Source organism: Viridibacillus sp. d25.2, assembly GCF_055456015.2.
The window spans coordinates 2,125,301-2,138,337 of sequence record NZ_CM196652.1 but is presented as its reverse complement, the minus strand read 5'-3'; the positions used below and the strand labels follow the sequence as shown (position 1 = coordinate 2,138,337).

Annotated in this window: 12 protein-coding genes and 1 other annotated feature; of the genes, 4 read left to right on the top strand and 8 right to left on the bottom strand. The window is 33.1% G+C overall.

Going from position 1 to position 13,037, the window contains the following annotated elements; all coding sequences use genetic code 11:
• Positions 1-69: 69 nt before the first annotated feature.
• The 4 genes from ACZLO7_RS10855 to ACZLO7_RS10840 form a co-directional block, all read right to left on the bottom strand.
• The gene (locus ACZLO7_RS10855; RefSeq protein ID WP_464939780.1) at positions 70-384 is read right to left on the bottom strand and encodes a hypothetical protein; all 315 of its coding nucleotides are present in this window, start codon (positions 382-384) and stop codon (positions 70-72) included.
• Between the two features lie 112 nt (positions 385-496).
• Positions 497-1,321, bottom strand: coding sequence for an alpha/beta fold hydrolase (locus ACZLO7_RS10850; RefSeq protein WP_464939779.1), 825 nt, complete (start codon positions 1,319-1,321; stop codon positions 497-499).
• A gap of 73 nt (positions 1,322-1,394) precedes the next feature.
• The gene (locus tag ACZLO7_RS10845) at positions 1,395-1,817 is read right to left on the bottom strand and encodes a VOC family protein (protein ID WP_464939778.1); all 423 of its coding nucleotides are present in this window, start codon (positions 1,815-1,817) and stop codon (positions 1,395-1,397) included.
• Between the two features lie 269 nt (positions 1,818-2,086).
• Positions 2,087-2,716, bottom strand: a complete 630-nt coding sequence (locus tag ACZLO7_RS10840) for a nitroreductase family protein (protein ID WP_464939777.1) — start codon at positions 2,714-2,716, stop codon at positions 2,087-2,089.
• Between the two features lie 132 nt (positions 2,717-2,848).
• On the opposite strand from ACZLO7_RS10840, the gene ACZLO7_RS10835 reads away from it, so the two are divergent.
• Both ACZLO7_RS10835 and ACZLO7_RS10830 read left to right on the top strand, forming a co-directional pair.
• A complete protein-coding gene (locus ACZLO7_RS10835) occupies positions 2,849-3,193 on the top strand; it encodes a winged helix-turn-helix transcriptional regulator (RefSeq protein WP_464939776.1) in 345 nt (114 codons plus the stop codon).
• A gap of 539 nt (positions 3,194-3,732) precedes the next feature.
• Positions 3,733-4,260 (top strand): DUF4871 domain-containing protein, encoded by a 528-nt coding sequence (locus ACZLO7_RS10830; protein ID WP_464939775.1) that lies wholly within the window; start codon positions 3,733-3,735, stop codon positions 4,258-4,260.
• A 623-nt stretch (positions 4,261-4,883) separates the two neighbouring features.
• Here the strand turns inward: ACZLO7_RS10830 and ACZLO7_RS10825 are convergent.
• The 3 genes from ACZLO7_RS10825 to ACZLO7_RS10815 form a co-directional block, all read right to left on the bottom strand.
• Entirely contained in the window at positions 4,884-6,362 is a 1,479-nt protein-coding gene (locus ACZLO7_RS10825) for an Lsa family ABC-F type ribosomal protection protein (RefSeq protein ID WP_464939774.1), read from the bottom strand.
• Positions 6,363-6,899: 537 nt separating this feature from the next.
• Positions 6,900-7,367, bottom strand: a complete 468-nt coding sequence (locus ACZLO7_RS10820) for an NUDIX domain-containing protein (protein WP_464939773.1) — start codon at positions 7,365-7,367, stop codon at positions 6,900-6,902.
• 79 nt (positions 7,368-7,446) lie between these two features.
• On the bottom strand, positions 7,447-8,184 hold the full coding sequence (locus ACZLO7_RS10815; protein ID WP_464939771.1) for a polysaccharide deacetylase family protein: 738 nt from the start codon (positions 8,182-8,184) through the stop codon (positions 7,447-7,449).
• 891 nt (positions 8,185-9,075) lie between these two features.
• On the opposite strand from ACZLO7_RS10815, the gene ACZLO7_RS10810 reads away from it, so the two are divergent.
• Positions 9,076-9,999, top strand: coding sequence for a Gfo/Idh/MocA family protein (locus ACZLO7_RS10810; RefSeq protein WP_464939770.1), 924 nt, complete (start codon positions 9,076-9,078; stop codon positions 9,997-9,999).
• A gap of 390 nt (positions 10,000-10,389) precedes the next feature.
• Positions 10,390-10,836, top strand: a complete 447-nt coding sequence (locus ACZLO7_RS10805) for a carboxymuconolactone decarboxylase family protein (protein WP_464939769.1) — start codon at positions 10,390-10,392, stop codon at positions 10,834-10,836.
• 591 nt (positions 10,837-11,427) lie between these two features.
• On the opposite strand, the gene ACZLO7_RS10800 is transcribed toward ACZLO7_RS10805, so the two are convergent.
• Positions 11,428-12,654 carry an MFS transporter gene (locus ACZLO7_RS10800; protein WP_464939768.1) on the bottom strand — a complete coding sequence of 409 codons (1,227 nt, stop codon included), beginning with the start codon at positions 12,652-12,654 and terminating at the stop codon, positions 11,428-11,430.
• A gap of 64 nt (positions 12,655-12,718) precedes the next feature.
• Positions 12,719-12,982, bottom strand: a binding site (T-box leader).
• Positions 12,983-13,037: the final 55 nt, after the last annotated feature.

Here is a 13,037-nt window from a genome sequence, read left to right as displayed (position 1 = left end):
AACGTTCGGCTGTCTATGTCTAGGCAAGGCTTGCTGAACGTTCTTTTATTATTTTTGATGTTATAAGACTTAATCATTTGCTCCAAAGTAATAAACATAAATATCCTCCAAACGAGGTTCAACGGTTATTGCTTTTTCATGAGGTTGCCTTTCAGAAATGATTCGTGTTTCAACTTGTCCCTGTAGATGATTAGAATTTACCACTGTTAAATGTTGTTTGTTTTTATAAAAATCATCTTCTGTCATTACCAACGACCACACTTGACCATTTAATGCAGGGATTAATTCCTTGGGTGATTTTTTCTGAATAATCTCCCCTCTTTTTAAAAGTAAAACTTCATTCGCTACATATTCTATATCCGAAACGATAAATTGTTTGCACAATAAATTAGACCATCTATCTTCTAATTTGAGATAAATGGCCTGAAATTATCACTTATTCTATTTATTTTACCACTATGTTTTTCAATTTTAACGATTCATTACATTCTCACTATTAAGCCAAAAATGTACTGATATACTCTATAGCTCTTTTATCCTGTACATGGGCATAATGATCACCCTTTAACATCTGAATTTTTACTTGGTTTGATTTTATTCCCTCTACTTCTCTCTTTATCTTTCGTTGCGCAGCTGCTGGACTATTTTCCCGATTTCCGTAAAGTAGCAAACTAGGCATTTGAATTGTTTTTAAGATTTTAGGTGGATTGCTCCTATAAGCTGCTAACAACAAACTTATACCCGATAGATTACTTGATCGTTGGTTTTCAATGGCTTCTCTAATAAAAGGACTATCTTCAAATTCAAACTTTTCAATAACTTGCTTAATTTCTTCCTCTGTTTTAGGCTTTGGTTCTTGCTCATCATCTGATTCTTTCCCTAAAAAACCTTGTCCAAATAATTTATGGCAAATACTTATGATAGGTAAAAAATATCCAGTTTTACCGAACATTTTAACAGGGAAACGATTAATTCTCGCAAATCCAATATCTAAAAGAATCAGTCGATCTACTTTCTTGGGATAATAGAATGCGTATGCTAAACCAATAATCCCCCCTAACGAGTGACCAATTATAGCAACTTTGTCTAAATGATTCTTTTCGATATATCCATGAAGCCAGTCAGCCATATCCCTTTCCGTAACTACACCTTCAATTCCAGTACTCTTTCCGATACCAGGTAGATCAATCATATGTGTAGTAAACTCCTTATGTAATGCATCCGCTATAGGCATCCCCATACTTCCAGACCATCCAGTACCAGGAAGAAAAATAACAACCTTATTACCTTTTCCACTTACTTTCGAATAATATTGTAGCATTGTGTCCCCTACCTCTATATATGTCAGATTTTCATAATTTTCATTAACTACGCTTGATGAATAAGCGCTTTACCTATTTACTAATCGAATTTTTGATTTCTTTAAAATTTGGACTTAATTCACTCCACACATCAAATTTATTTCCATCTAAATCAGCAAAAACAAAGTTTCTTCCAGCATGACCTCTATTTTCAATGATACCGACTTCCATTTTACGTTCTATAAAAACGCTATGTATTTCTTCTAATGCTCTTAATCCATCCACTTCAAACGTCATAGAGAAACGCTCATTACCGTTACTGTCTATAAAATTTGAACTCTGATTTTCTTTCGCTTTCACTAAGAAAAAACTTTGATCTGCTAGATTAAGAATTGCTTTTTCTTCATCTTGATAACTCAATTCCGCATCCAAATTATTTATATACCACTTTACAGACATGTCTACATCAGTTACTGGGACATATGTAGTTCCAACTCGTAATAAACTATTATTCATCTTTTAAGCCTCCCTTTCCTTTGTGCTTTATATAATTCTATTAAGAATGTAGTTTTTCCTTTTTATTCCTAATAACTGCACAAAAAAATGCAGAAACAATTTAGTTTCTGCTGAATCATAACTTTACAAAGTAGTTTAGATAAACTGCACAATATCCTATATTGGAATAGTATTGCACCGAAAAAGGTTATCCTTAATTTCCATAAAAATCCATACAAAAAAAGCAGAAACAAATTAGTTTCTGCTGAATGTTACACTTTCAAAGTTATTTAGATAAAACGAGCAATATCTTCTAATGGTAAACGAGATGAACCGAATGCTGGTGCAGCTGCTTTACCGATAGCGATTAATACAATCGGAAATTGATTTTCTGGTAATTCAAATCGTTCAGCAAATTTCACTTTATCAAATCCGCCCATAGTTACTGTATCTAAGCCTTTTTCTTTTGCAATAAGCATAAGTTGCATTGAAATTAGACCTGCATCAAAAGTTGCGATACTTTTTCTTACTTCTGCTGGTGCAGATGGGTACATACGAAGTGTATTTTCAATCGTGATGTTCTTTTGAGCTTCATCCATATGGCCTTCTGCTACATTTTGTGTATAAATTTTTTCTACGTTTTTATACATTTCAGCATCACCTAAAACGGCAATAACTGCTGAAGATGTTTCAATTTGTTCTTGATTGTTAGCAATTGCACGAAGTTCTTTTTTCGTTTCTTCATCTTGAATAACAAGTAATCTCCATGCTTGTAGATTACTTGAAGATGGCGCACTAGTCGCTTCTTTAATGATTTCCTTAAGTTGTTCTTGAGTCATTTTAAATGTAGAATCGTACTTCCGAACTGATTTTCTGTCTTGCATAAGTGTATATAAATTTGATTCTGTTTTTGTTGACATTATGTTTCCTCCTAAAACTTACTTAAGGTAAGTTGATATACGAAATCTTACCATTAGTAAGTTTATACGTCAATAAAAAAGTATTATATGTTACAATAGAAGAAAATGCATTCACAGGCGGGAGGTTGTTTTATGAATCAACCGAATTGTACACATATATGTAGTAGCTACCATCAAGCAATCGAATTTATCGGAAAACGCTGGATGGGGATGATTATTTATACTTTGTTATCAGGTCCTAAACGTTATCACGAAATTCACACCATGATCCCCGGAATTTCTGACCGCTTACTAACAGAACGTTTAAACGAACTAGTAAACGCAGGCCTAATCAATAAAAAGCTAATTGACTCTTCGATAAAAAAGGTTGAATATGAGTTAACACCAAACGGTTTGGCATTCAATGAGGTTATAGTGTCTATTCAGAAATGGATTGATCTATGTGATTTTGAAAAGCAGACAAATGAATCAAAATAAATATAGTGTTTCTTACTAATTTTAAAGTACGACAATTAGCCATTCATCTTAGATTAGATGAATGGCTAATTGTTGTACTTTTATCACTGATTTGAAGTTTTGTGGCACTACTACTGGTTTACTTGGTAAGTATTCGGAATATTCTCATTTCTTATTTAAGGTTATATTTTTTGTTACTTGATCAGTAGTGAAATTCCAAACTGTTGTATAATCTGAATCTGTATACGAACCACTTAAATTATAGCGTTCCTCTGGGTGCTTGAGGTTCGATAATCTTATTACCTGGAGCTACATCATAACTAGAAACATCTGCTCCTTAATTTGTATCATACGTTATCTTATACATGCTTAACGCCTTTAAGTGCAGTAGTTCGAAGAGAACTCAATCGTAATACAAAAAACTAGTTAGAATTTCCAACATGTTTTTCCGTTTACTCATCCTTTTTTACTGGAGCAGATAAGTATTAAAGTGGAAAATATGTTATATTTATAATACAGTGAATATTTCGACAACTAAAAGATGACAAAAGGAGGCTAATATGAAAAAAATTATTTTTGGATGCTTATTGTTAATAGCGATATTAACGGGGTGTTCAGAAGAAAAGAAAATAGTTACTGAGGAAAAGTGGGAAGTTAGTCCAAACTTCGTAATCCCCACTACTTTTAATGATGGAACTAAGGGCGAATATGTTTTCATTGGTAAGGAAGGAAAATTGGGTATTTTGCTTGGTTCTGGAAAAGCGGGAGACGTTAAAGTTTCACCAATTGTTAGAGGTGAACCCCAGAAGTATATGTGGCATTTTTGGGGTAAAGAAGAAGAATTTAATGGTAAGTTTAAGGTTATTGGAATCAATGAAAATGGCGAAGAACACAAAGTATTAATTAATACTTCAGCAATGGATAAAACCGAAAAAGTTTGGGAGTATTCAAAAATCGGGATAAGTCCGAATAATGGAGCTACTACACACATACCATCTGATTTGGAGTTTCCGACATCAGGATTATGGAAGTTAGAAGTATATGTCGGTGATAAATTATTCGGTGATCTAGTTGTAAAAGTTGAATAAAGTTAACTCATTTCTAAAGAAATCCTTTAGTTTTGATGATGAGTCAATGATCGTTGATACTCATGCATCATACTAGAGGGCTCTTTTTCTTTCAAGACGCAGAGCCTCTTTAAAAAGGAATGCTGCAGTCCCTTTAGTACTAAGTTCAACAAAAAAGCGTTAATCCTACTTGGATCAACACATTTGGTTAAATAAGGAATTTATTTTAATGATTGATTAAACTATAATATCAGGTCTATTAGTATGTATTGAATGACTTCCTCTTATTCGATTATAAATTTACTATTTGAAGTAAGAATAACTTGGTTCATAATATGTTCTTGCTACTTTTCTTCAAATAACCTTAACTCCCACTCTGGTAATCCCTCCATAGTGTCTAACCTAATGTTATGTGTTGCTTTAAAATAATGTTTTTTCAAAAACACCTTAAAAACCAATATTTAACAATAAATAAAAGAATCCATTTTGAAAAAAGATTGATCAAAATGGATTCTTCTTTAACATGTTTATGTTTAGGTCTTCATAAAAAAATTTGATCATTTTAACTACATTCTTCAACTAAATCACCATATAGTTAAATAACCTGATTTACTGATTATATCTTCAGTTCTTTCATGATTTAACTACATAGATATAGTTTTTGTTGCGATTGTTTGTTGAAATGCCTGATCATGCTCAACAATAACCATTGTGGGATTAAATCTTTGAATAAGCTCTTCGATCTGCATACGCGAATAAATATCAATAAAATTTAACGGTTCATCCCAAATATATAAATGAGCTTTTTCACATAAACTTTTGGCTATAAGCAGCTTTTTCTTTTGTCCACCAGAATAATGAGATATATCTTTCTCAAATTGAATTCGGTCAAAATCCATCTTACGTAGGATGGATTTAAATAACGTTTCATCAATCTCATGCTCTTCAATAAAGTCCGATAATAGTCCCTTCAAATGAGAAGTATCTTGTTGGACATAGGAAATAATGAGTCCTGAACCTAAGTTCATTGAGCCTGTATGCTGTATCGGATCCCCTAGAATTAGTTTTAGAATACTACTTTTCCCGCATCCATTCTTTCCATCAAGTACAATTCGGTCACCTATTTCAACCTTAAAGCTAATTGGCTTATTCACTATTTGGTCATCGTACTGAACAGACACATCAGCCAAAACAATCAATTCATTTGAATAAAAATCCAATGATTCTAATTTTAATGACTCAGTTTTTTCCACATTTTTTAGCAGTTTTGATTTTTCCTCAATAGCTTTTTGTTGCCTTGATTCAATGTTCTTTGCCCTCTTCATCATCTTTGCCGCTTTATGTCCTACAAAGCCCTTATCCAACTTAGAACCCGAATTCGTTGTCCCATTTTTGGAAGCTTCCACTTGATTAGACCAACTTGATGAACGCTTAGAAGATTGTTTTAATCTCCCAATGTCTTTTTGTAGACGTTGGTTTGTTGCCTCTTCATGTTCCTGCTGTCTATCAAAATTTAACTTCCAAGAAGAATAGTTACCACTTTGGACTTCAATATTTGCCCTATTTATAGATAAGATATGGTCAACGCATCCATCTAAAAAGGTTCTATCATGTGAAATTAATATAAACCCTTTTTTCTTCCTTAGATAATCAGAGACCATTTTTCGTGCATCAGTGTCTAAATGGTTGGTCGGCTCATCAATTAATAGAAATTGACCGTCCGTCAAAAAAAGTGCAGCAAGCAACACCTTTGTCTGTTCTCCATTTGATAATGTTTTAAATGGCCGGTACATGACCTCGGCATCAACATTTAGATAGGATATTTCACGAAGATATTCCCAATCTTCTGCTTGAGGACAGATTTCTTCAAAGATTTCATAAGTATACTTATTTTTATCCGTAACTGGATAAGGGAAATAATTAAATTCTACCGAAGAAATGATTTTCCCACTATACTCATAATTCCCTAATAATAAATTAAAGAATGTTGTTTTACCTCGTCCGTTTCTACCAATAAATCCAAGTTTCCAATCCGTATCTATTTGAAAGTCTACACCTTCAAAAATATTATCAAAGCTACCTGGATAAGAAAAAGTTAAATCTTGAACTTTTATCATTGACATGATAATTCCTCCTTTGTATATCAACACTTTTTACTTTTTATACAAAGTCGGCACATCCATCATTACTAAATTTCTCCGTATAAGTTTGATGGATATTAACGACTTGTACGGAGTATTACATGCGTAACAATAGTGTCTGAATCGCTCATTTCTCTCTCCCCTTTACTTATTAGATTAAAATTACAGATTAAAAAATTAAATTTTAACTATGAGAGAATAAAAAACCCTCCCAATTTGTAACAATTGGAAGGATTAGTCTTTGACTTATATAAATAAGTTCTTTTTGCCATTTGAGTCATGACAAATAAAGTGTAAACTGATTTATGAAAATAGACAGACTAATCCTATATTTTGTATTTTGAAGTTATTCATTTCAAATAAAAATATAAGTTAGTTAATCATCGTCCATTCATCAGTCCTCTCATAATTTGTATTATTATTTTACCAATTTTTTTTATGGAATACAACTCAGTAGTATCTAAACCCCCATAAAAGTTATTATATGTAAAGTGTATTCATTTTGTTATAACCCACTCTCTACCTCAAAACAATCCCTGATTTTATCCCATCCAAATTATCCTGAAAAAACGCCTTCGTCTCTGCTAGATTCAGACGTTCATCCACTTCATCAATCTTCACAAACGAAACTTCGCTAATCTCATCCGTTCTTGGTTGTAACTGATCCCTATCACCAAAAAACTCCAAGAGAAACATATGCGTGACTTGCCGTTCGAAACGTAGTTTTTCTTTCATAGCAACTGGAAATTCAAATTCTATCGTGCCTAGTTCACCTATAACCCTGAAGTCTCTTGTCCCGGTTTCCTCATCGAGCTCCCTGAATAAAGCTTCCTGAATATCCAGGTCCTCTCTTTTTATGCCCCCCTTCGGAAAATCCCATTCGGGTTTAACCTTCATCGGCTTTCCCGTATCCATGACTTTTTCTTTTTTCACTAACAGGATTGTATCACTCAATTTAATAATGCCTCCTACAGCATATCTAATCATAGCTTCACCATTTCTTTTTCAATGTTTGTTTTGATTCTATAGCCATTGACTTTTCATCGTTAACAAAAGTAGCGTATTTTTATTTTCCATTTTCTTTTTGCAGCTTAAGTAACTCTGAAATAGTTACAAATTTATATCCCTTTCTTTTGAGTTCTGGTAGAATTTTTTCCAATGCTTTAATAGTTTGTTCTCGATTTCCACCTCCATCATGAAAAAGAACTATATTTCCTTCCTTTGCACCTTTCAACACAGTATCTACAATTTTATTAGCACCAGGATTTTTCCAATCCATTGTATCTTGATGCCAAGACCACATAACCACTTTATACCCTTCCTTTACAATTGCCTCTATCATTCCATCAGTGTATTGTCCTTCGACAGGTCTGAATAATACCGGAGAATAACCACTAATACCATAAATCGTTTCATGTGTTTGTTTTATTTCTTTCATTAAATTCGGTATATTAGTTTTTAACGGATGTGTATATGTGTGAATTGCTAATTCATGCCCCTCTTCATACATTCGTAAAACGACTTCGGGATTCTTTTCTGCATTTTCACCCACAATAAAAAAGGTTGCTTTTGCATTGTATTTGGCAAATAAGTCTAAAATCTCAGGCGTGTATTTTTTATGAGGGCCATCATCAAACGTCAAGGCAATAATTTTTTCTTTCGTATTTATTTCCCAAACAATCTGCCCTGCTTGCTCATAATACTTTCTTCCTTTATCCGCAGAAGTAATCAATGTGAAATAAAATATCGAGATAAAAATTGCGAATACTGATAAAATCATAAAAATTCGTTTCAATTTTTTCATTCCCCACTAATAATTTATTTATATATTATTTGTGGATATAAAAAATAAATACATTAAATTTGGTATGGCAGCAGCAAGAGGTAATATTTTTTTATGCTTAGAAAGAGAATATGTATTGTATAACAAATACTGTAATCAACTGTACGCGAATACTAATTAAATCCTTTGTCGCATTGATCTAAAATTTGTAAAATATCCAAAGTAGAATCCCCTGTTGTATGCTTATTCAACTAAACTCCTCCTTTAGTACAATAAGTTCAACAAAAAAAGCGTTAATCCTTCTTGGATAAACGCACCCTTTACTTTAAGTACATTCTTTCACAAATTCACTATTAGCTGGTTTAGCTGTATAACAAAAGGAAGCATATCTCAGCTCCCTTAAATGAAAATAAAGCAACCACTTTATTTCATATGTGAAACACCAAAGAGTATCACCATTGCTATAAAACCAACAATTAGTAAACTATATAAGCATCTCGTCCTTTTTCATTAAATATCACTAATAAAATGGAAACTCCTACGCCAGCCATTAAAAATCTTGTTCCTGTCGCACCAGAAACTTTTCCTGCCATTAAAAATCGCATAATAATAATAGTTACAATGAAAACAATAATGGATACAAGCCCTAGATAGACACTACCCGTTTAATCCTTAATTAACTCCCATAGTTGAAGTATGTTTCTACATAAACTATAAGCCTGTCTAGTGACATAAAAAAGTGATTTTTTCTAATGAAGAATCACCCTATTGTACAATAAAACATCTAAATAATATTAGCTATTCCTTCGAAACCATACCCACAATGGAAATAACAATACTCTAGTTGTATAGACCACAAAAACATTGTATACTATTTTTGTTATTAAATATTTCCATTTAAAGGATGATAAGATGAAAAAACCACGTATTGGCATGATAGGGTTAGGAAGTATAGCGCAAAAAGCATATTTACCGATTCTTTCTCGAGAAACAGATTGGTCATTTGTAGGTGCTTTTTCACCAAGCAAAGATAAACGAAAAATGATTTGCAATCAATATCGTATTCAAGATTTTAATAGTTTACAAACACTCGCTGCAGAGTGTGATGCTGTTTTCGTACATAGTTCCACTAGCTCACATTTTGAAGTAGTATCTTCCCTTTTAACCAAAGGAATAGATGTTTATGTAGATAAACCATTAGCGGCAACTGTTGCTGAAGCTGAAAAATTAGTAGAACTAAGCGAAAAATCTGGAAGAAAGCTTATGGTTGGATTTAATCGACGCTTTGCACCTATGTATGTACAAGCAAAACAAGAAGCTCAAAACATTGCATCAGTCCGCATTGAAAAACATAGAACAGATAGTGTGGGTCCTTACTCTTATGATTTTACTATGTTAGATGATTATTTACATGTAGTTGATACAGCTAGATGGTTAGCAAATGGGGATTTAGATTTACTACATGGAACAGTAAATCTAAGTAGTGAGAATTATCTTCTCTATGCCGCACATGCTTATAAATCCAAGGAAGGTGTTTCTTTTTTTACAGACATGCATCGAAAAGCGGGCACTAACCTTGAAAAACTTGAACTATTAACAGATGGGGCAATTTTAAGTATTAAAAATATGAATACTTTAGAAATTGCATCTAAAAGCAGCGTAACTACTTCGTTTTCTCCTCCTTGGGATACTACGTTAAAGCAAAGAGGTTTTGAAGATGCTGTACAACATTTTATTGACTGTATTCAAAATGATGAGAAACCACTGATTGATGGACTAGAAGGTCTGAAATCTCAATTATTTGTCACTCAGTTAATAGAAGCTGTGACTAAGTAAACTTTATCTTGTTATTAGAAGTCCACAATAGATTTTTAATCGGGAATCGAATGATTTAGTGTTTCAACTTCGAAAGTACGGCATAAGCAAAGTATTACTTGCATGTATGAACGAACACGGGGCCTCCACATTTGAAATGGCAGCGATATTTAATTTGTCTGCCGCTTCAAATCTATGGCATTGAAAAAACACCTTAATTACATAAGGTTTGACGACTTTTGAATAACAAGTAGTGATCGCTCTATTTGGGCAATCTCTCTCCGTTAGTTAAACTGTATAAAATCTTTCTTAAATTCCATTTAATTATAATGTTATAGTGCTAAAAACTGGCACAATTGTTCGTATATAATTATAATTATCTTATCTTAAAAACAAAAGGAGTCTTGCCATATGAATCAAAGAGTTGCCTACTATGATGTTGCACCTGATGGTATGAAAATTATGATGGATATGGAAAAATACACTAAGAAGTCTACAATTAATCGAGCAACAAGGGAACTTATCAAAATTAGAGTCTCTCAAATTAATGGGTGTGCGTTCTGCATAGACATGCATACATCAGATGCCCGTAAGATGGGTGAAACCGAACAGCGGATTTATTGTTTAAATGCTTGGAATGAATGTACTTTTTATACACTTGAAGAGAAAGTTGCTCTAGAATTATCTGAGCATATAACTTTAATTCCTACTAAAAGAGTTCCAGATGACCTATATAAGCGAGTATGTGAATACTATGACGAAAAACAGTATGTTGACCTTGTTCTAATTATCAATCAAATCAACAGTTGGAATAGAATTTCAATTGCAATGGGGAATACAGCAACTGAAAAACAATAACTCTTTAACGAACATCTCACGGTGTTCGTTTTCCCCTTCCTTTGTATCGCAATTTCTTTCAGATATTCATTCAATATAGTGATGGAAAATAAAATTCCACTTTGGTATATCTGTTTAAAGTAACCTTCTTATTAATTCACCCCATTAAATTATAAACCCTATACCATAGTACAGGGTAAAGGGTAATTTGAAATTATTTTCTACTACAGCACCTGTTAGCCATCCATGTAGCACAAAATAGTCCTGCACCACAGAGAATGAAAATGGTTAGTGGGGTCAATACTAATAGTCTACCGAAAACAATAGTCTTATTAATGTCCGCTCTCCTCTTTTTTTAACGATTAGGCAAGGGTCTTCTTAAGTATTGTCATTTTTCTTTTCTTGAAGAAATTAATTTTCATGGTAGTTTAAGTACATTTATTCACAAACTTTTTTACCAATGTATTGAAAAATATCATATATTACAGAAATGAAGTCCTCATTTCTCCTTTTTTTATCAATCCCAATCCTTAGAATAGGACTGGATTAAATGAATCATGCTGGTGCAGTAAAAGGCTTGCCGATTACTTTATCGTTCAAGCCTTTTTATAATTAACTGTTTAAAGAAGAAGCACCTTTTTTAAAATATTCCTGCCGTTTTGCACCTGATACAGCTTTCATTGCCAATAACCCTAATAAGAAGAAGGCAAATGAACCAATTAACCCCACAGGACGGATCGAAGTTAATTCAGCAGCTAAACCTATTAAAACCGTTAAAGCAACAATGATTCCTGCTTCAATGACACTAAAGATACTTCCGAATCTCCCCATCATCCTTACAGGAACATGATTTTGGTAGAAAGTCAAATACCCTGTATTTGCAAACGTTACAGCAAACCCTATTAAAAATACACCAGGCGCAGCACTAGAAAAGCCACTCGAACTATAAAGTACTATATAACCTATTGAGGTAAAAATGGTACCAATACCTATTAAAAGATTAACTGCAAGTTGTTTTGAAAATACTGAATTAATAATTGATCCTATTATTATTCCAGCTCCAAAGACACTTAATAAAAATCCATAATTGGTGTCTGAAATTGAAAGCACTCCTTTAGCAAATGCTGCCTCGAGGGAATCTATTGCAGTCATGAATATAGTAGTACCACTAAATAATAAATATATCTTTATGATATAGGTATCGTCCTTACTGAAATTAAAAACAACCCGAAAATCATTTTTGATCATATCCCATGTAAATCTTTGCCCCTCTGTCTCTTTGAATCTTGAATCAACATTTGGTAGCATCATTATTATAAGTGAGGAAAAAAATAAAGCCACTGCATTCACATAGATGGCAGTATAAGGAGTACCCATCCAAAATAAAATCCCAGCAATAGCAGGACCTATTAGTGAACCACAAGAGTTGATAAAACTACGTAGTGCATTAAAGCGTTGCCGATCTTTTTCAGGTATTAGTTTAGTCATATAAACCATAGATGTAGGTTGAAAAATAGCACTTCCCATATTAATGATAAACGCTGCTACATAAACATATATAAGTGAAGGTAAAAATGGAATTAACGCAATACATATTGCTCGGAAAACGTCTAATCCCATCATAAGTCGCCGTGTATTTACCCGATCAATTAAACTACCTGCCCAAGCATTTGAACATATAGTTGCAATTGGACCTAGTATATATAATAATGCAATTGCAAGTGGGGAGCCTGTTGCATTCAAAATAATTAAATTTAGTGCGATTAGGTAAACCCATGAACCTACATTTGAAATGCCTATCCCCCCTAATAGTATTAAAGGATACTTCCATCTGGACATAATCACCACTCCTATTTCATTTTTTTGTAAAACAAAATAAAAAACTCACCCCCAAGATATTTATCTTGGGGGCGAGTCATATCGCGGTGCCACCCCAGTTCATCTCTACATTGCTGCAGAGGCCTTATCGAGTACGGCTTTGTGAATAGATCACCTGCGATACCCTATCTCTTTAACGTGAGAATACGTTGCATCATCATTGTTCCAACAAACAAATCCAATGCACAGCTCCAAGCCTTGTTTCAACACATTTCCTATCCCTCTTTTTCAGCTACCAGAGGTCTCTGTAGATAGTACGTATGCTTACTCTTCTTTTCATAGCTTTATATATATTTTTTTGTAAATATTATACTAATTTAAACTAAAATTCAATACAAAATAGA